The sequence below is a fragment of the Christiangramia sediminis genome (genome assembly GCF_020552705.1).
GTDB lineage: Bacteria > Bacteroidota > Bacteroidia > Flavobacteriales > Flavobacteriaceae > Christiangramia > Christiangramia sediminis.
In genome coordinates this window covers 221,658-240,264 of the sequence record NZ_JAJBZG010000001.1, presented here as the reverse complement: position 1 = coordinate 240,264, position 18,607 = coordinate 221,658, and the positions used below count along the sequence as shown (strand labels likewise).

At 33.1% G+C, this 18,607-nt stretch carries 21 protein-coding genes; 17 read left to right on the top strand and 4 right to left on the bottom strand.

Annotated features, from left to right (window positions below; translation table 11 throughout):
• Window positions 1–204 precede the first annotated feature (204 nt).
• Window positions 205–1,005, bottom strand: a complete 801-nt coding sequence (locus LGQ90_RS01160; RefSeq protein ID WP_229337286.1) for a sulfite exporter TauE/SafE family protein — start codon at window positions 1,003–1,005, stop codon at window positions 205–207.
• A 71-nt stretch (window positions 1,006–1,076) separates the two neighbouring features.
• Window positions 1,077–1,709 (bottom strand): Crp/Fnr family transcriptional regulator, encoded by a 633-nt coding sequence (locus LGQ90_RS01155; RefSeq protein WP_229337284.1) that lies wholly within the window; start codon window positions 1,707–1,709, stop codon window positions 1,077–1,079.
• Between the two features lie 322 nt (window positions 1,710–2,031).
• Here LGQ90_RS01155 and LGQ90_RS01150 point away from each other — a divergent pair, with 322 nt between their 5' ends.
• The 7 genes from LGQ90_RS01150 (at window position 2,032) to LGQ90_RS01120 (ending at window position 8,213) form a co-directional block, all read left to right on the top strand.
• The gene (locus tag LGQ90_RS01150; protein WP_229337282.1) at window positions 2,032–3,414 is read left to right on the top strand and encodes an NAD-dependent succinate-semialdehyde dehydrogenase; all 1,383 of its coding nucleotides are present in this window, start codon (window positions 2,032–2,034) and stop codon (window positions 3,412–3,414) included.
• A gap of 203 nt (window positions 3,415–3,617) precedes the next feature.
• The gene (locus tag LGQ90_RS01145) at window positions 3,618–4,337 is read left to right on the top strand and encodes a hypothetical protein (protein ID WP_229337281.1); all 720 of its coding nucleotides are present in this window, start codon (window positions 3,618–3,620) and stop codon (window positions 4,335–4,337) included.
• Between the two features lie 155 nt (window positions 4,338–4,492).
• Window positions 4,493–5,656 (top strand): site-specific tyrosine recombinase/integron integrase, encoded by a 1,164-nt coding sequence (gene xerA, locus LGQ90_RS01140; protein WP_229337279.1) that lies wholly within the window; start codon window positions 4,493–4,495, stop codon window positions 5,654–5,656.
• A 74-nt stretch (window positions 5,657–5,730) separates the two neighbouring features.
• A complete protein-coding gene (locus tag LGQ90_RS01135; protein ID WP_229337278.1) occupies window positions 5,731–6,150 on the top strand; it encodes a hypothetical protein in 420 nt (139 codons plus the stop codon).
• A gap of 223 nt (window positions 6,151–6,373) precedes the next feature.
• Window positions 6,374–6,529, top strand: a complete 156-nt coding sequence (locus tag LGQ90_RS01130; protein ID WP_229337276.1) for a hypothetical protein — start codon at window positions 6,374–6,376, stop codon at window positions 6,527–6,529.
• Window positions 6,530–6,847: 318 nt separating this feature from the next.
• The gene (locus LGQ90_RS01125) at window positions 6,848–7,363 is read left to right on the top strand and encodes a hypothetical protein (protein WP_229337274.1); all 516 of its coding nucleotides are present in this window, start codon (window positions 6,848–6,850) and stop codon (window positions 7,361–7,363) included.
• A 160-nt stretch (window positions 7,364–7,523) separates the two neighbouring features.
• Window positions 7,524–8,213 carry a hypothetical protein gene (locus LGQ90_RS01120; RefSeq protein WP_229337273.1) on the top strand — a complete coding sequence of 230 codons (690 nt, stop codon included), beginning with the start codon at window positions 7,524–7,526 and terminating at the stop codon, window positions 8,211–8,213.
• A 35-nt stretch (window positions 8,214–8,248) separates the two neighbouring features.
• Here the strand turns inward: LGQ90_RS01120 and LGQ90_RS01115 are convergent, their stop codons facing one another.
• Entirely contained in the window at window positions 8,249–9,214 is a 966-nt protein-coding gene (locus LGQ90_RS01115; RefSeq protein WP_229337246.1) for an IS110 family RNA-guided transposase, read from the bottom strand.
• A 351-nt stretch (window positions 9,215–9,565) separates the two neighbouring features.
• On the opposite strand from LGQ90_RS01115, the gene LGQ90_RS01110 reads away from it, so the two are divergent.
• From LGQ90_RS01110 to LGQ90_RS01065, 10 genes are all read left to right on the top strand, one after another.
• On the top strand, window positions 9,566–10,633 hold the full coding sequence (locus LGQ90_RS01110) for a TlpA disulfide reductase family protein (protein WP_229337271.1): 1,068 nt from the start codon (window positions 9,566–9,568) through the stop codon (window positions 10,631–10,633).
• Between the two features lie 239 nt (window positions 10,634–10,872).
• A complete protein-coding gene (locus tag LGQ90_RS01105; RefSeq protein ID WP_229337269.1) occupies window positions 10,873–11,487 on the top strand; it encodes a hypothetical protein in 615 nt (204 codons plus the stop codon).
• Between the two features lie 214 nt (window positions 11,488–11,701).
• Complete coding sequence (locus tag LGQ90_RS01100) at window positions 11,702–11,983, top strand: type II toxin-antitoxin system RelE/ParE family toxin (RefSeq protein WP_229337267.1); 282 nt, start codon at window positions 11,702–11,704, stop codon at window positions 11,981–11,983.
• Between the two features lie 18 nt (window positions 11,984–12,001).
• Window positions 12,002–12,301: a HigA family addiction module antitoxin gene (locus LGQ90_RS01095; protein WP_229337265.1), complete on the top strand. Its 300-nt coding sequence runs from the start codon at window positions 12,002–12,004 to the stop codon at window positions 12,299–12,301.
• Between the two features lie 180 nt (window positions 12,302–12,481).
• Window positions 12,482–12,967 carry a cupin domain-containing protein gene (locus tag LGQ90_RS01090; RefSeq protein WP_229337263.1) on the top strand — a complete coding sequence of 162 codons (486 nt, stop codon included), beginning with the start codon at window positions 12,482–12,484 and terminating at the stop codon, window positions 12,965–12,967.
• 215 nt (window positions 12,968–13,182) lie between these two features.
• Window positions 13,183–13,971, top strand: coding sequence for a hypothetical protein (locus LGQ90_RS01085; protein ID WP_229337256.1), 789 nt, complete (start codon window positions 13,183–13,185; stop codon window positions 13,969–13,971).
• Window positions 13,972–14,139: 168 nt separating this feature from the next.
• On the top strand, window positions 14,140–15,177 hold the full coding sequence (locus tag LGQ90_RS01080) for a serine hydrolase domain-containing protein (protein ID WP_229337254.1): 1,038 nt from the start codon (window positions 14,140–14,142) through the stop codon (window positions 15,175–15,177).
• A 113-nt stretch (window positions 15,178–15,290) separates the two neighbouring features.
• The gene (locus LGQ90_RS01075) at window positions 15,291–15,905 is read left to right on the top strand and encodes a DUF4386 domain-containing protein (protein ID WP_229337252.1); all 615 of its coding nucleotides are present in this window, start codon (window positions 15,291–15,293) and stop codon (window positions 15,903–15,905) included.
• Window positions 15,906–15,911: 6 nt separating this feature from the next.
• A complete protein-coding gene (locus LGQ90_RS01070) occupies window positions 15,912–16,679 on the top strand; it encodes a DUF6090 family protein (protein WP_229337250.1) in 768 nt (255 codons plus the stop codon).
• 233 nt (window positions 16,680–16,912) lie between these two features.
• On the top strand, window positions 16,913–17,536 hold the full coding sequence (locus tag LGQ90_RS01065) for a hypothetical protein (protein ID WP_229337248.1): 624 nt from the start codon (window positions 16,913–16,915) through the stop codon (window positions 17,534–17,536).
• Between the two features lie 41 nt (window positions 17,537–17,577).
• Here LGQ90_RS01065 and LGQ90_RS01060 read toward each other — a convergent pair whose 3' ends face one another.
• On the bottom strand, window positions 17,578–18,543 hold the full coding sequence (locus LGQ90_RS01060; protein WP_229337246.1) for an IS110 family RNA-guided transposase: 966 nt from the start codon (window positions 18,541–18,543) through the stop codon (window positions 17,578–17,580).
• Window positions 18,544–18,607: the final 64 nt, after the last annotated feature.

The following is an 18,607-nucleotide window of genomic DNA, read 5'->3' as shown; positions in this document are numbered from 1 at the left end:
TCCTGAAAAACATTGCCCAGGAATCCGGATAAACTTATATCATATATGTGCAGCTTCTGAAATAGATTCAGAAAACTAAAAAAAATAAAGGGGGGATTTTGGGTGTAAATTTAGTTTCGGTAACTATAAAAATACGCTAAATAGCTGAATTTCATCATTTATAAAGGCATAAAACATTTTGAAAAAGAAAAATTGAATGTCTTTTTAAAATAATTCCTTCCAGATAATATAAATACCCATTAATAAAACGAACCAGCCAAAACCTTTCTTCAGCTTTTTCCCATTTATAAAGTTATTTAGATAGACCCCAAGCCAGATACCAGCTATAGAGAGGCCGGTAAAGATCATTAGAAATACCCAGTCTATTTCCATATTCTGAACATCTCCAATAAATCCGATAAGCGATTTTACAGCGATGATCAGGAGCGAAGTTGCCACTGCTTTTTTCATGGGTAATTTTGCCAGGAGAACAAGGGCCGGAATTATTAAGAATCCACCTCCAGCTCCTACTATTCCTGTAAGTAAACCAACCACCAATCCTTCAATAATGATGAGGGGATAATTATAGGACACTTTTTTGACTTCGGTATTCCTGCCATTATCTTTTTCCTTTATCATGGAAATTGCAGCGATCACCATAATGATCGCAAAGAATAACATGATCCCTATATTCTTGGTGATAACAAAACCGGAAACTGAAAATATTTCTTCAGGAATTGCCGGTACTAAAAATTTTCTTGTGAGGTAAACCGCGATAAATGCCGGAATTGCAAATACAATAGCGGTTCTAAAATCTATCAGCTTCTTGGGTATATTCCTAATTGCTCCAACCAGGGAAGAAGCACCTACCACAAATAAGGAATAAGCCGTTGCTGTAACCGGATTAATGGCCATGAGATATACCAGCACCGGGACTGTAAGTATAGAGCCTCCACCCCCGATCAAACCAAGTACTACCCCAATTAATAATGCGCCAAAATAACCCAGTATTTCCAGTATATCCATTTCAAAATTTATTTAGGGCAAAAGTATCCTGTTAGATAAATGCCCACAGTAACAAGTGTTACAGAGATCTTTTAAAGGTCTATTACAGTGATGTGATTTCGTTTTAGAGATATTTTCCCTTCATTTTCAAGTTTCTTAAGTAATCTGGAAACTACCACCCTGGAAGTATGCAGATCGTAAGCAATTTCCTGGTGTGTACTATGAATATTTTCGTTTCCATTCACTTTTACTTTGTCCTGTAAATATTTCATTAATCTTTCATCCATGTTTAGAAACGCGATAGTATCTATGGTATCCAGCATTTCGGAAAGCCTGGTATGATAAGATTCAAAAACAAAATTGCGCCAGGTTTTATATTTTACGGTCCACTCCTCCATCTTGGCAATGGGAATCATGATAAAGGAAGTATCGGTCTCGGCTACCGCACGAATCTCACTTTTGGTTTGTCCAAGACAGCAACTAAGGGTCATCGCGCAGGTATCACCACGCTCTATAAAATAAAGCAATAGCTCATCGCCATCATTATCTTCCCGAAGTATTTTTATTGCTCCTTTCAATAATAAAGGCATCCCGGTAAGATAATCGCCAATTTCTATGATCGTGTCACCTGCGGTAACTGTCTTCAAAGTTCCACTTTTAGCGATCTCCTCGATCAATTCTTTTTCAAAGAGAAATCCGTAGGCCTCTTCTAATTCTGTACGCATGGATATTTGTTTTGCTAAGTAAAATTAGGAAGAATAATCAAGAATAAAACCTAGCGGTGAGCTAGGCTAATAGAGATTAGAATCCCTTCAGAAGGAAAAAATAAGATCATTTTTATTTTCGATGTAGGGATGATCTGGGATAGTAATTTCAGCTTAAAATTATTTGCATTTAATAACTACGGAAGAAAACTTCAGAAATTTTATCAAAACTTTAGTCAGTTTAGAGAGTTTTCGGCCTTTGTTTAACAAGGTCTTATTACACTGAGGATCTTAATCTGGTTATCTTTAATCCTAGAAAAAATTGCTATAAAAAGAAAAAACTATGTCAGAAGAAAAAATGCTAAAAACGATTAATCCTGCAAATGGTAAATCACTGAAAGAATACAAAATGATGACAGACGATGAAATGAATTCGGCTGTAAAATCATGTCATGAAGCCTTTCTAAAATGGAAAGCCAAACCTGCTGAAGAACGTGCTAAAGTAATTTCCAATATTGGTAAGAAATTAGCCGAGCATAAGGATGAACTTGCAAAGTTGATGACCAGTGAGATGGGAAAACTTTTAAAACAGGGAGAACAGGAAGTTGATTTGTGTTCGGGTATTTGTGATTATACTGCCAAGAATGGGCCGGATAGTCTTAAGGACGAAGAACGTGAATTGCCTGAAGGCGGTACCGGTCTTATCTCTTATTCTCCGCTTGGAGTTATCTACGGAATACAACCCTGGAATTTCCCAAGTTACCAGGTAGTTCGTTATTCTATTGCCAATTTAATGGCAGGAAACGGAGTGCTTTTAAAGCATGCTGAAAATGTGACGGGAAGTGCCCTCCTACTCGAGAAGATCTATCTAGAAGCCGGTCTTCCTGAAAATCTTTTCAAAGTATTATTGATCTCTCATGACCAGAGTGATGCGGTGATAGAAAACAAACTTGTACGTGGAGTTACCCTAACGGGAAGTCCGGATGCAGGTAAGATCATTGGAAAAAAAGCCGGAGAGAACCTTAAAAAATCGGTACTGGAACTGGGTAGTAATGATGCTTATATAGTACTGGAAGATGCTGATGTTGAATTGGCCGTAAAAACCTGTGTGCAAGGAAGGGTCTATAATAATGGAGAAACCTGTGTTGCTGCAAAAAGATTTATTGTGGTAGACAAGGTATATGACAAATTCAAGAAGGCCTTTGTAGAACAAATGTCTAATGTAAAAGCTGGTGACCCTACCAAAGAAGATAGTGATATTGGCCCAATGGCCCGTAAGGATCTGCGAGAAGAACTGCACGAGCAGGTGGAAGAGAGTGTGAAGAAAGGCGCTAAAATTCTATGTGGAGGAAAAATGCCCGAAGGTGATGGTTTTTATTATCCGGCAACCATTCTGGATGAACTTAAACCAGGGATGCCAGCTTATGATGACGAGCTTTTTGGACCGGTCGCTTCTCTTATAAAAGCTAAAGATGCCGAAGATGCTATGGACATTGCCAACAGCAGTAGATTTGGTCTAGGTGGCGGAATATTTTCTAAAGATGAAGAAAAAGCCAAAGAACTGGCCAAATATCATTTTGATACCGGAATGGTGTTTATTAATTCTTTTGGACTGGCTAAGCCGAATATGCCATTTGGTGGTGTAAAAGATTCAGGTTACGGAAGAGAGCATGGTACATTTGGTTTACATGAGTTTGTAAACGTAAAAGCGATTATGCTGGCTTAAGAGCATTTAAATATATATCAGTAGAAAGCCGGAACTAAATGTTCCGGCTTTTTTATTTGAAACTGAAAAATTAGGCGGAATCGTCTCTAAAACAAAATTTGAAATAAGATCTTAATTTATTGATTTTCAGTATATTTAAATTAATATTTATACTCCCCCCTTTTTTTTAAGAAATGTTTTAATTCATTGCTAATATTCTTTCCATGAATTTTAATCTTGCTGAAAAACTCGCGATCGTCAAGGATATTGACAGAGTGATCCTTGCCGATGATAAGGTTGCCAAAGGTGAATTGGTGTACCTGGGCCAGTTAATGAAGCTTCTTGATTTTGATTCAGATTTTGTGGAAGAAGCCCGAAAGTTCAATATTCAGCAGGCCAATGGCATTTTAGAAAATATGAGTGAAGCCAAAAAACATTCGCTGACAATCATGCTTCACGAAATGGCCTATGCCGATGGTGAAATGAGTAAGGAGGAAATCAAAATATTATTCAGTGTCTTCGAAAATGTTGGAATCAAAATCGAGGAACCGGGCAATTCCCTTTCCATATTTGATGTTTCAGATATCTATTTTAAATCTTCAAAAAATATCCAGTATAAAAATAAAACTTCAAAAGAGTATAAGGAAAAAATAGCGATCAAAATAGAACCGAATATTCAAGGTAAAAAAGGATTTACCCTTACAACTTTCAGGTTAAATGGATTTATTAGTTGGTGGGGGAATAAGGTAGAATTAGCTCCAAAACATATGCAAGTGGTAGCGCTAAATCCTGAAAAAAGTCTTTTAAAAGGTTATGAAGATATCTCCTGGGCTGGAAAAAATCATTCAAATTACAGTTTGAGTATTTATCATCCCAACAATAAAATCGAAAAAATAATCCTACATAATCATCATAAAAAAATAGACGTGGAATATCTTAAATAAATGCTGTAACACCTCTAAATTGAAGCTCGAAAGCTGCATATGTAAATAACTAAGAATCTGTCGTTTATATAACTTTATCGATTTTATAAATTAATTCTTATAGCCAACCCTATCTATCTGATTTTCAACTATATTTAATCCTTATTTTGAGTAAAATGCAGAAGATAGAATTGTTTGAATTTCAGCATCATAAAACTTCTCAAATCGAGATACGTTTTGATTATGACCGTAGTATGACAAATCACCTTAAAAAACTGGATGGAGTATTGTGGTCCAGCACGTTTGGTTGTTTTTACATTACCGCGAATAAGGCTAATTTAGGAAGGCTGTTTAAGCATCTAAACAACTATGGTTATTATGTAGATTATTCAAAACTTAATATTCCAGAAATGCGTCCTATAGAAAATGAAATGTTTTTAACCGAAACCGAGAGGCCGGAGATTTCAAATTTTCTGCGCTATTTACATGGACAGCGTTATAGTAAAAGTACCATAAAGACCTACACTTATTTTGTATCAAAATTCCTTACTTATCATGGATTCAAAAAATACTATAATTTAAGTGATGTAGACAGATTTGTAGAGCATGAAATTGCAGCGCAGAATTATTCTATAAGTTCCCATCGCCAATGTATAAGTGCTCTTAAACATTACTTTGAATTAACGGAACAGGAAGAAATAGATACGTCTAAATTAAAACGGCCAGACAAAAGCAAATATCTTCCAGGGGTTTTAAGTAAAGAGGAGATCATAGATTTGCTGCGGGCGACCAGAAATTTAAAACACCGCTGTATACTTGCACTTATTTATGCATCCGGACTAAGAATTGGTGAATTATTAAATTTAAAACTTCGTGATATTGATGTAGATCGCAGGCAAATTTTAATCAGGCAATCTAAAGGTAGGAAAGACCGTTATGTGATGCTCGCGGAGAGTTTTCTTCCATTATTTTATAATTATCTACAAACCTATGAGCCAAAAATTTACTTTGCCGAAGGGCATGGTGAAAAGTCATATACGGCGTCGGCGGTTAGAAGTTTTTTAAAAGATTCCTGTAGAAGAGCTAAAATCAGGAAAAAAGTTTCTCCACATACCTTAAGGCATAGTTATGCTACGCATATGCTTGAGAACGGAATTGATCTTCGTTATATTCAGGAGCTGCTGGGTCATTCCAGGCCAGAGACCACGATGATCTACACCCATGTAACTCAGAGAGATCTTTCCAGGATACAAAGCCCTTTAGATGTGAGCATTAAAGAATTATCAGAGCGATCTAAAAGTGACCCAAACCTGCGCTTATCCCGGAACATACTCGAATAAAAGTTTATATTTGGCTGGATATAACGAGTTACCTGCAATAGCTCCCAAAAAATTTGAAGATTAATTAATCATAAATGCAGATAGTAAATAAAATTTACACAAAACTAGTTCTAGTTTATAATATCACTCAAAATAAAGATCTTGATAAATCAAAAGAATTAGCATATACTGCAATTCGCAACACAATTGGGGTTCTTTTATTTTTTGCTATCATATTTATTCAATCATTGATTGACTTATTTATTACTGATTTTAGAATTAAAAGATCCGATTTTCCAATTTACTATCTGTATTTAGGATTAGGAATTATAATAATTGGATTTATTTTTCTTTCAAAAGTTTACTTGAAACCTAATCTGGAATATTTTCCTAATCGTGAAACTAAAAATCCAAGAAAATTAAAAAGGTATTTCACAGGATATATTATTAGTTTAGCACTTTTTGGTGGTCTGATATTCATTATACTAAGAGTGCTATATATTTATTTAGGTTAACTAAACTAGTCTTTAATATAAAGAAAACCTGTAAAAATAAAAACTCAAAAAATTAAAATGAAAATTAATAAAATAGGATATTACATTTTAAATATAGTATTGTTTGCTGCTATAATCATTGGACATTATGAATGGTTAGAACTAAAATCTGTAATTTAGATTTTTATAATTCCTGCATTTATTATTTCAGCATCATTGACCTATAAAACAAAAGAGAAAAAAGATGAATAAAGTAAGACTTATTGGAATTCTAATACTTCTTCTTGGAATTGCTTGCCATTATTTCTTAGACAAAGAGTTTAGAGGATTTTGGATCGGGGCAATAATGGGATTTGGAATAGCACTTATTATAACAGGAAAAATTAAAAAAGTGTGGTAAACTTGAAAATTAGAAATAATCCATTTCTAAGATAATCCAGCAGGTCGCTACGGCAGGTAACAACGGTTCACCGCAAATAACGGGTAATTTGGTGAAAATGTGTATTTTAGAGACCAATTATTAAAACAAATAAACCGACAAGTTCGTGTCCCTACTCCCGCAACTTGCGGTAACCGAAACCGTTGTAGCAAATTTTTGATGAAAGTACATTACATATCATTTTTAATAATTCTAACCTTATTCTCTTGTAATCATAAGAATAAAAAAAGCGTTTTAGAACAGGAAGTCTATTACTATCCAGACAAGGAAAAATTTGAAATGAAAACAAATCGTTCAAACATTTTTCTCGATAGTATTAATAACTATGGAGATTTACTAGAAAGAATCGATAAAGTTGCTTGCAATGATTCACTTCCAATTATTAACTATTCCACAAAAAAAGAAAGATTTGAACTATTGCCATGGTATGAATGTTCAGAATATGAAATTATTAGTTCTCCTACCTTCAGATCTCGGATATTTATTCAAAATGATTCAATCTTAACAAATTTTGATATTAAACATTCCATTGATAGTTTAAATATAATTTTAAGAAGGCATTTATTAAATAAGGGCAAGGACTTTAATTATTCTGATTCCCCGAGACAAGCAGGATTAGAAGTTTATTTCGATAAATATACTAATGCAAAACAAGTAAAGAATTTATTGGTAGAAATTTCTAAAGAATTTAATGAGCTAAGTAAAATGACTCCAGATACTTTATACTTGAAAATATTATTTCGAGATAGACCATTAAAATTGATACCACAGATTCCGCCTCCAAAACCAAATTAGAAAACAAAAACTTGCAACAACAACGATTCATCGCAAATAGACGGCACCGTTAGAAAGAAAATAATTAAATTCACCAACAAACCAGGTCTAAGCCGACAACGCCGCGTCCCCTATTCCGCCAACTTGCGATAATCGAGACCGTTGTACTTAATTATTATTTATGAAGATTTTCTATTTATTTCTACTATTTCCATTATTATCAACTTCACAAGTTTTGGGTGAAAAATATATTAATGCAGATAGTTTAGTTACAACAACCATTTCCTTTGAAAATTCAAAATTTAAAAAAAGTTCAGGTTTAATGCTTGCTCATGGAGGACACATTAGCCAGGGAAAGTATATTATGAAAAATGATACTATTATTTTAGAGTATATCCCATACAAAGTAGAAAAATCTAAATATGAGATTTTAAGTAAAAGTGATTCAGTTCGACCAGAATTTGGAAAGAATAAAAAATTCGATTCAAAAACAGTGAGTATCAGCTTTAGTTTATTCGACACGAATAACGAACTAGTGCGAAATCCTTATTTAATCTTAAAATCAGAAAATAAAGTAATTGGAAGTATCAATCCCATTGGTACAAACCAATTTAATTATATCTCTTCCGAAAACTCTATTGAGGAAATTGAAATAATGAAAATAGGATATGAACCAGTTGAAATTCCCTTAGAAAATTTTAGAGGATTTATATCAGATGTAAAAGTCACTTTCAAGCTTGCAGATCCCGACACATATAACACTGATAAGAAAATTGAAAAATATTTGTGGAATAAAAATGATGATGTACTTCAATTATTAAATGATTCTTCAAAAAGTACTATATACAAAAGGGTAACTAATAATAACTAAGTACAACAAAGAACTAAGGTAAAATCCAAGTCCTTTTAAGCTAATTTGGACATATAATTTTCTTGGTAATAGGTTCCTGATTTAGCTATGGCAAATGCCTGCTTCAGGAGCTTATTACACACCGCAATTAGCGCCAGTTTCTTACTCTTTCCTTTCTCTACAATGCGTTCATAGATCTCTCTGCAGGCCTTATTAGATTTACAGGCAGTGAAACTCCACATGAACAATAAATTACGCAGTTTCCGGTTTCCAACCTTGCTAATTCTGCTTCTACCTCTTACACTGGTTCCGGATTGTCTGATCGTTGGAGTTATTCCTGTATAACAACAAAGCTGCCTGGCATTTTCAAAACTTGTAAATCCGTCGGTAAGTACAATTAATAACATAGCTGTTTTCTTTCCCATTCCAGGAATACTGGTTAATTGCTCCAGTTGATCTTCCTGGGTTTCTCTGACTAAGGATTCCAGCTTGGATTCGATCTGGGCTAGTTCCTTCTCTAACTGCTTTAGCGAACGATTCAAAGATCGAGTGACTGTCTTCGAAGGTGTGCCGAGAGCTTTCTCTCCGTGGATCTTATTTTTTACAGCTGTTCGTTGTTTCAGGTAAAGATCCTGAAGACTCAGCAGCTGCAAGCATTCTGCCTGAACTGCATTCCTGGCTGTATACAATGGAACTTTTGTAGCCTGAGCATATTCACAGATCGCTTTAGCGTCACTCTTATCGGTCTTGATCTTAGAGAGCTTCATTTGAATAAAACGCTTGACCGAAAGTGGATTTACAACCGACACCGTGATACCTTTCTCATACAGATATTGAGCTAATCTGTAATGATAATAACCAGTGGCTTCCATGACTACCAGGCTATCTTTCTGAATGAATTTCAGTAAGCTTTTAAAGCCTTTTACATCGTTAGAGAACTGATCATGCTTGCCATCCTTATCAACTACATCAAAGAATGATTTACTGATGTCTACTCCGTAAAAATGTTTAATTTTATCCATAAGAGAATGATTGGAAAGAACAGCTACTTTGGTTTCATCGACTTAAAAACGAGATCCAGGTCTCACAGAACTAAACGAAATTAAAGTAGAAAAGAGAGGGGATTATCATTGTTGACGGAATCTCAAGTTCCCACGGTTAATTTAACCTTATTCCTCTCTTTTGTTCTTTCTGGTTATACAATTAAAATTTAGAGAAATTAAACTTAAGACGGCTAATCGCAAATAACGGGCAGTTGACTGAAAATTGCTATTTTAGAGACCAATTATTAAAAGAATTAATCCGACAAATCCGCGTCCTTACTCCCGCAACTTGCGATAGCCGGAACCGTTGTGCTAAATTTTATTCAAACTATGAACATCCTTAGAAATTTCGGAATCCTACTAATTGTTGCATTCATAATGACAAATTGCAACAATCAAAATGAAATCTATTATTTAACGGGGCAAGTTCATAGTGCAGACATTAATTCAATCCTTTTAAAGGGAGTAAATCAAGACCTTCGTTTCGATTCGATCATAGAAATTCCAGTTAAAAATGGAAAATTTAAATATGAGTATAAATTGGATCATGCTCGGGGATATGATTTAATGTTAGGAATTGCAAAGGAAAAAGGAAGCGGAAGATTTATGCCTGTGTTTCTAGACAATTCAGATATTAATCTAGAAATATATGAGGAAGAGAAATTTGATCAAAATGTTATAGAAGGAGGTCAATTAAATGAAGAATTGAAATCATTTAAAAACTACAAGGATTCACTTTTCAATAAATATCCTGAACTGAGTTTTGAAGATGAGTTAGAACTAAAAAATAGATATATATTGGAAAATCCTTCCATTCTTTCATATTTCTTCTTTTTAAATAACCTTATCTACTTTCAAGATTTAATACACGTGGACGAGGCAGTCAAACAACATAAAATACTTTCAGAAAACAATAAATATCACCCTTATAATAAATTGGCCAAAAACTTATTATCAGCAATGACCGAGGCTAAAATTGGCAATAAATTTATTGATTTTAACGCGCCAGATTTAAAAGGGAAATCGGTCAAATTATCCAACGAAATAAAAGGAAAAATCGCTTTGTTAGATTTATGGGCTACATGGTGCGGACCTTGTATTAAAAAAACCAGAGAAGTGATTCCTATTTATAACGAATATAAGGATCACGGATTTACAATCGTTGGTGTAGCTGGTGAATTTAAAAACACAGAAAGATTAGAAAGATTTCTTAAAAAAGAAAAATGGCCCTGGAAAAACCTAGTAGAACTAGATCGCCAGAATAGTATTTGGCAAAAATATGGAGTTGATGGCGGAGGTGGCGCAATGTTCTTGATAGATGAAAATGGTAAACTATTGGCAAAAAACCCAGATCCAGAAGAAATTAGAAAGGAACTAGAAAAAAGATTAGTACAATAAAACTTAACACAACAACGGTTCATCGCCAATAAGCGGCAGCGTTAGAAAGAAAATAATTAACTTGATCAACAAACCAATATTAAGCCGACAAATCCGCGTCCTTAATCCGCCAACTAGCGATAACCGAGACCGTTAGCTCCAATATTTTTATGAAAAATTCGAGTAAAATTTTACGATCACACACAAATAAACTTTTCGGTATCGAATTGGTGTTTATTGAGTTTGACAATTATCAAAAGATGATTGAAAAATTTTTAAAAGAAGAAGAAAAACAATTAGATGAAAAATTGAAACAATTCATGTCTGATGATGATGAGGAAACTTATGATTCAGGTTATTCTCGATATTTATTAGATAAGTTAATAGGCGACCATCAATATCTTACTTTACAATCCACACATAATTTTAGATCTTCATTTTATATTCAAATTATTTCCTTTCTAGAATATGAATTAAAAAGTATCTGTCAATTTCATCATAAAAAGTTTAATACTAATTTTTCAGTAAATCACCTAAGAGGTTCTAATGAAATTGATAAAGCAAAACTATATCTTTCCAGGACTTGTCAAGTAAATTTCAATAATCTTAAACCAGAATGGGATTTTTTACTTAATGCTAAAGAAGTACGGAATATATTAGTTCATAATCAAAGTCAAATAGAACTTTTAGAAAAGCGAGGTAAAAAAGTAAAAGGTTTTTTAGACTCAAAGAATTATTTTAGATTCTATCAATCAAATGATTCAGAAAAAGAAGGTCGCTTCTATATTACAAGTAGTGAAGCAAATCAAGATTTATTAAATAATACGCGTAATTTTTTCGTTAAGCTATTAGAGCACGAGTTAAAAATACTGTAGCTAACAACGGTTCATCGCCAATTAGCGGCACCATTAGTAAGAAAATAATTAACTTAACCAACAAACCAATACTTAGCCGACAAACCCGTGTCCCTTACTCCGCCAACTGGCGATAACCGAGACCGTTAGGCAGCATAATTTTATCGTGCTTGGAACTTCTAATTTTTAATTTTTTACTTATCTTTGACGTTAGTAACGTAAAACAAAATTATTTGTGATAAAATCATTTGCAGACAAAGAAGCTGACAAAATTTGGAATGGAACCCAATCAAGAAAGCTTCCTGCTAATATTCAAAACGTAGCTAGAAGAAAACTAAGAATGATAAATAATGCTCTAAATATAAATGACTTACGAATTCCTCCAGCTAATCATTTGGAAAAGCTGAGTGGAAATTTAGAAGGTTTTCATAGCATTAGAATTAATAAACAATGGAGAATAATGTTCAAATGGGAAAATGACAATGCTTTTGAGGTTCAAATTGTCGATTACCATTAATTTTAAAAAGATAAAAAAATGAAAAAGTTAGAAAATATTCATCCTGGAGAAATCTTGAAAGAAGAATTTTTAGATCCAATGGAAATCACAGCATACCGGCTTTCCAAAGAAACATTTATTCCTCAGACAAGAATAAGTGAAATCATTAAAAAGAAAAGAAGAATAACTGCTGATACAGCTCTCCGACTTTCAAAATATTTTGGAACAACTGCTAAATTTTGGTTAGGTTTACAAGATGATTATGATTTAGAAGAAGAAAAATCTTTGAAAGAGAAAGAATTCAATAAAATAAAACCGTTAGAAAATAACGCAGCCTAACATCGGTTCACCGCAAATAACGGGTAACTAGTTGAAAATTGTTATTTTAGAGACCAATTACTAAAACAACTAATCCGACAAATCCAAGTTCCTATTCCCGCAACTTGCGGTAACCGTAACCGTTGTACGCAAGCATTGACGAAGAAGGATTTAAGAAAATAATTAATAAAAAAAACAATTATGAAATATTCAATTCTTACACTGATATTTTTCGCTCCATTATTTATAGCTGCCCAAAGTTCTGATTATAAAGTATCTTCCTATAAGACAGAAGGAACTAAGGCACCCAATACTCATTACATTGGAGAAGCTTGGTTAAATCCTCTAATTCACGATGATGAAGAATTAGGTTACAACATTACCAAAGCAACCTTCAAAGCTAACTCAACTTTAGATTGGCACAAACACGGTTCTGTTCAAGTTTTAGTAATTGTAGATGGTGAAGCCTACTATCAAGAAAAGGGTAAAAAGCCTATAATTCTAAAAGAGGGAGATGTAATTAGATGCGAAAAAGAAACTGAGCATTGGCACTCATCTACTAAAGAATGTGATGTTACATATTTAGCATTCTATAGCGGAGAAAAACCAACAGAATGGACAGAAGTCTTAACTCAGGAATATTACGATCAAGTTCCTAAAATGCTAGAAACTAAATCACAAAATTAAAAAACATAAAAAATTTTAGACAAGATGATGTGAACGCAATGCCAGCGCACAACAACGGCTCATCGCAAATAACGGGTATTCAGGAAAAAGTGTAATTTTAGAAACCAAGAAAGAAAATAACTAATCCGACAAATCCGCGACTTTACTCCCGCAACTTGCGATAGCCGAGACCGTTGTGGTGCATATTTAACCACGATTTCGAATTTAAACAAAATATGAAAGTCTATATTTTATTAATATTTGTGAGTACGACATTTTTTACTCAAGCTCAAAAAAAGGATACTTTATACTTTAAATATGACAAACACTATATTTTGTTTTCTAATGATTTTGAAAATTACAGTTATAAACAATTCGAACAAGAAACAATTGAAAATATTAAATGGACTGGAACGGAAGGTTATTTTTTATTAAAGAAATTGGATACTTTATACAATTTAAAACCAGATAAAGTTCATTCGCTAAAAGGATACGTTGAACGGCGGGAGTTTTACTATCCGGGAAAATACAGTAGAACAGTAAATAGAAAATTATTAAAAAATGAACTTTTTAATAAGTACATTATTTTTATAGTTGATAAAAACAGTTACATAAAAATAAGACAATCTCCTTATGAAAATTTTTATAACTCTTACTATCCAATCAAATTTTCAAGTGAAAAATTAATCACAAAACCCCTAAGAGATACAGTATTTATCAAATACGATGAAGAAATATTAAGTAGAGAAAAGAATCCAAATGAAAATGAGTTTTATTATTTAATTGATGTATTTTCTGATAAATCTAGTGCAACATACTTTTCTGAGAAAGAAATTTACCCCAATTTAGAATCAAAAAAAATTCAATCTCTAAAAGAAATTATTAATGAAATTAGAAAATACAATGATGGGAATAGGCTAAGAGGTAGTGACTTATTTGATTATTTTTCAAATGCAGGATATAAAATATTTATTGTAAAAGAAAGTATTTGTTATAAAGTCGAAATTAATGGTTGGATAGAATAAATACGCACCACAACAACGGTTCACCGCAAATAACGGGTAACCAGTTGAAAATTGTTATTTTAGAGACCAATTATTAAAACAGCTAATCCGACAAATCCGCGTCCCTAATCCCGCAACTTGCGGTAACCGGGCACGTTGTGGCTAATTTTTAACCAGAGCTGAAATAATATGGCAAAAAAAACTAGGACCTTGATACTTAGAGTAATATTGTTTGTTGGAACAATCGTATCATTATACTTTGTGCCTTGGCCTATAGTAAAAGCCTGGATAGCTCCGTTACCGAATTCAGTTCAAGAACAAGTAAACAGAGCGGAAGATTATGGATTTGATGGTATAATTGTTTGTATTACTAAAAAAGGGAGCCAAACAGAATTATATACCTCGGGCTATAAAAATAGAGAAAAAAAAATTCCAGCTGATCCCAATGCATTATTTAAAATTGCCAGTGTAAGCAAATTATATAATGCCTTAGCTGTTACCAAACTTGTTTCCAATGGAAAATTATCATTAGACAAAACACTTCCAGATTATTTACCCCAATTGAAGAACAGAATAGAATATGCAGATAAAATCACTTTGCGTATGTTGGTTAAACACAGAAGTGGCATTCCAAACTATACGGACACATATATGTACTGGGCAAACCCCAAAGAAACGGCAGATGAAAATCTGGCTTTGGTTTTGGATAAACCAGCCAACTTCAAACCCGATGAAGATTATGAATATTCTAACACCAACTACTTATTAATTGGAAGAATAATAAACCGAGTTCTTGGATATAGTAGCTTTCAATACATTCAAGAAGAAATATTAAACCCATTAAATTTAAAGCATACTTTTGGTTCTATTGAAGATGTAAACATAGATGATGTGATGAGCGGATACTATGTTGGATACGATAAGGATTTGAAAACGGAAAATGTAGGTTCTATATTGGCAACAGCCGAAGACCTGAGCAAATTTATTCGAGCCTTAAATGATGGCTCCGCATTCGAAACAAAAGAAGAGCGGGAAATCTATTCTTCTATTTACAGATATGAACATACGGGTTTAATTCCGGGTTATCAGACTATTGCAAAATATCACCAGGATATTGATGCGGTAGTTATTCAGTTTACAAACACGGTCAATTTCGAAGGATATAATTGGAGCCTATCTGAAATAATGTATGACCGTATTGTAAAAATTGTTAGTCAAAAACGCTAGCTGATGATTTCATAAAAATTATTATTTTTGATTTATAAAATACTGGTATAGAGTACATTTCATGTTCGTTCTAGTTGCAAAACATAGTAATTAATATAAAATAAATTATTAAAGTGAATTCAAGAAGCTTATCAATAACTGCCGGCATAAGCTATTGGATAATATTCTTTGCAGCTATCTTCGCTAACTTTTTTGTACTTGAAGCGATAATCAAATCACCAATAGAGACCATTCAGACTAATCATTTAATCGTTAGATTCGGAATAGTTGCATTCTTAATTACTGTTGTTTTCGATGTGGTGGTTGCATGGGCTCTTTTCAAGCTGTATAAAACACATGATTTAATTGTTTTAAGTATATTTTTCAGAATGATGCATGCGGCTATCATGGGTGTAGCCATATTTGCGCTCCCATTAGCTTTAAATTCTTCCATAGAAATAGAAATCCTAAAACAAGTAGATAATTTCAATACAATTTGGCTCATTGGTCTATTCTTTTTTGGAATACACTTAGTTCTTCTGAGTATCATAATAAAGAAACCTACATTCATTGCTATTTTCCTTTTGATTGCTGGAGTTATGTATATTACGGATACTGCTGCACATTTTTTAATTTCAAATTATGAAGACTATAGTTCTGTATTTTTAATCTTAGTCGCTATTCCAAGTGTAATCGGAGAGATGTCATTTGCAATATGGCTTATAATAAAGGGAGGCAAAGGAAATTAGAAAGAGATGATTAAATTTTTCAGAAAGATCAGACTGAATTTACTATCAGAGAATAAGTTTACCAAATACTTATTTTATGCGCTGGGAGAAATTATTCTTGTTGTTATTGGAATATTAATAGCCCTTGCTATCAATAACGCAAATCAAAATCGAATAAAAAGTAATAATGAACAAACATATTTAACTGGTTTAGAGCAAGAATTCAAAACTAGTAGATTAAAATTGCAAGAACTAATCTCAATAAACAAGAAAAATTGTGAAGGTTCAAAAAAGATCCTGGAATATATTACTTATAATGACAACAACCTTTCAGAAGCAGCGTTTTCAAATCTCTTATACAATACCTTCTCTAATGATATCAGCTTCAACCCAAATAATTCACTCTTAAATGAAATGATTAATTCCGGCAATCTTAAAACTCTCTCGAACGATGAATTAAGAAAAAGACTAACCAATTGGTTATCGACCATGGAAGATATTTCAAGACAAGAAAAAGAATTAAGTGTACAAAGAGAAAAGGTTTTGGATATGTTTAGAACGGATAAAACCAGTCTTCGTACTATTTTTGAACAAACAGGAATGTATAATCAAATTGGTTTGCCCAAAGCTGAAAATGAGATTAGTAATTTACAATTACTAAATTCTACAGAATTTGAAAATAATATACTCATGTTTATTTTCACTGGTTATGCCACAGAACAAGCACATTACGTTCCATTAATGCGAGATCTAGAAAGTACTTTAATTTTGATTAGAAAGGAAATAAAAGAATAGAACCTAGCATTTTCCATTGTAGCGTTTAATATTAGAAATAAATACAAAAACTAGCCACAACAACGGTTCACCGCAAATAACGGGTAGCTAGTGGAAAATTGTTATTTTAGAGACCAATTATTAAAACCACTAATCCGACAAATCCGCGTGCTTATTCCCGCAACTTGCGGTAACCGGGACCGTTGTAACGCATTTAACGTGATCCAACAAAGAAAATAATGTAACTTATTCTTATGCTAAAAAAGCTTCTAATAGTATTTATATTGTTTTCAACTTCTTGTCAAAGCCAAAATCAAGAAATTGAATTGAACCTTAGAAATTGTGTAACTCAAGGTCTAAAAGATTTAAGACCGGTAAGCGCTGACTTTTATGATTTAATGTCTTCTCTAGAAGATAAAATGATAAAAAAAGGAATATTAGAAAGTAGAAGCAAAAAAGATTATCTAGAACTGCTTAATTCAATAGCAGCTGACTCCAAAGCAACAAAAAAGTTTTATGAAAAGAACATAAAAAATTTATATCAAAAATTTCCACTCGATTTATTTCTAGCAAATGATTTGATTTTTAATCAATGTCCTTATAAAATCTACTTACAAAACAAAAAAGAGAATATCAAAATTTACAATATTGGTAAATTACAATTTCAGTCTATGGAAAATGGATTTAGAAATTTAGAATTAAATCAAAAACTGATTATTAATTTTCAAGAATCTGATTTTGAAAAGATTGTTTATAGAGCTCCAATAATTCAAATAATTCTAATAAATATGAATTATAAATATAATCAAGAGTTGAAACAGCAATTAAAAGAACTTGAAGAATATAAAAAGAATAGAACATTTTTAAATAAAAACTAAAACGCGTTACAACAAAGAACTAAGGTAAAATCCAAGTCCTTTTAAGCTAATTTGGACATATAATTTTCTTGGTAATAGGTTCCTGATTTAGCTATGGCAAATGCCTGCTTCAGGAGCTTATTACACACCGCAATTAGCGCCAGTTTCTTACTCTTTCCTTTCTCTACAATGCGTTCATAGATCTCTCTGCAGGCCTTATTAGATTTACAGGCAGTGAAACTCCACATGAACAATAAATTACGCAGTTTCCGGTTTCCAACCTTGCTAATTCTGCTTCTACCTCTTACACTGGTTCCGGATTGTCTGATCGTTGGAGTTATTCCTGTATAACAACAAAGCTGCCTGGCATTTTCAAAACTTGTAAATCCGTCGGTAAGTACAATTAATAACATAGCTGTTTTCTTTCCCATTCCAGGAATACTGGTTAATTGCTCCAGTTGATCTTCCTGGGTTTCTCTGACTAAGGATTCCAGCTTGGATTCGATCTGGGCTAGTTCCTTCTCTAACTGCTTTAGCGAACGATTCAAAGATCGAGTGACTGTCTTCGAAGGTGTGCCGAGAGCTTTCTCTCCGTGGATCTTATTTTTTACAGCTGTTCGTTGTTTCAGGTAAAGATCCTGAAGACTCAGCAGCTGCAAGCATTCTGCCTGAACTGCATTCCTGGCTGTATACAATGGAACTTTTGTAGCCTGAGCATATTCACAGATCGCTTTAGCGTCACTCTTATCGGTCTTGATCTTAGAGAGCTTCATTTGAATAAAACGCTTGACCGAAAGTGGATTTACAACCGACACCGTGATACCTTTCTCATACAGATATTGAGCTAATCTGTAATGATAATAACCAGTGGCTTCCATGACTACCAGGCTATCTTTCTGAATGAATTTCAGTAAGCTTTTAAAGCCTTTTACATCGTTAGAGAACTGATCATGCTTGCCATCCTTATCAACTACATCAAAGAATGATTTACTGATGTCTACTCCGTAAAAATGTTTAATTTTATCCATAAGAGAATGATTGGAAAGAACAGCTACTTTGGTTTCATCGACTTAAAAACGAGATCCAGGTCTC

Coding starts and splice junctions, on each gene's coding strand:
- LGQ90_RS01160 (WP_229337286.1), bottom strand. CDS start 1,005: ATGGATATACTGGAAATACTGGGTTATTTTGGCGCATTATTAATTGGG.
- LGQ90_RS01155 (WP_229337284.1), bottom strand. CDS start 1,709: ATGCGTACAGAATTAGAAGAGGCCTACGGATTTCTCTTTGAAAAAGAA.
- LGQ90_RS01150 (WP_229337282.1), top strand. CDS start 2,032: ATGTCAGAAGAAAAAATGCTAAAAACGATTAATCCTGCAAATGGTAAA.
- LGQ90_RS01145 (WP_229337281.1), top strand. CDS start 3,618: ATGAATTTTAATCTTGCTGAAAAACTCGCGATCGTCAAGGATATTGAC.
- xerA (WP_229337279.1), top strand. CDS start 4,493: ATGCAGAAGATAGAATTGTTTGAATTTCAGCATCATAAAACTTCTCAA.
- LGQ90_RS01135 (WP_229337278.1), top strand. CDS start 5,731: ATGCAGATAGTAAATAAAATTTACACAAAACTAGTTCTAGTTTATAAT.
- LGQ90_RS01130 (WP_229337276.1), top strand. CDS start 6,374: ATGAATAAAGTAAGACTTATTGGAATTCTAATACTTCTTCTTGGAATT.
- LGQ90_RS01125 (WP_229337274.1), top strand. CDS start 6,848: ATGAAAACAAATCGTTCAAACATTTTTCTCGATAGTATTAATAACTAT.
- LGQ90_RS01120 (WP_229337273.1), top strand. CDS start 7,524: ATGAAGATTTTCTATTTATTTCTACTATTTCCATTATTATCAACTTCA.
- LGQ90_RS01115 (WP_229337246.1), bottom strand. CDS start 9,214: ATGGATAAAATTAAACATTTTTACGGAGTAGACATCAGTAAATCATTC.
- LGQ90_RS01110 (WP_229337271.1), top strand. CDS start 9,566: ATGAACATCCTTAGAAATTTCGGAATCCTACTAATTGTTGCATTCATA.
- LGQ90_RS01105 (WP_229337269.1), top strand. CDS start 10,873: ATGATTGAAAAATTTTTAAAAGAAGAAGAAAAACAATTAGATGAAAAA.
- LGQ90_RS01095 (WP_229337265.1), top strand. CDS start 12,002: ATGAAAAAGTTAGAAAATATTCATCCTGGAGAAATCTTGAAAGAAGAA.
- LGQ90_RS01090 (WP_229337263.1), top strand. CDS start 12,482: ATGAAATATTCAATTCTTACACTGATATTTTTCGCTCCATTATTTATA.
- LGQ90_RS01085 (WP_229337256.1), top strand. CDS start 13,183: ATGAAAGTCTATATTTTATTAATATTTGTGAGTACGACATTTTTTACT.
- LGQ90_RS01080 (WP_229337254.1), top strand. CDS start 14,140: ATGGCAAAAAAAACTAGGACCTTGATACTTAGAGTAATATTGTTTGTT.
- LGQ90_RS01070 (WP_229337250.1), top strand. CDS start 15,912: ATGATTAAATTTTTCAGAAAGATCAGACTGAATTTACTATCAGAGAAT.
- LGQ90_RS01065 (WP_229337248.1), top strand. CDS start 16,913: ATGCTAAAAAAGCTTCTAATAGTATTTATATTGTTTTCAACTTCTTGT.
- LGQ90_RS01060 (WP_229337246.1), bottom strand. CDS start 18,543: ATGGATAAAATTAAACATTTTTACGGAGTAGACATCAGTAAATCATTC.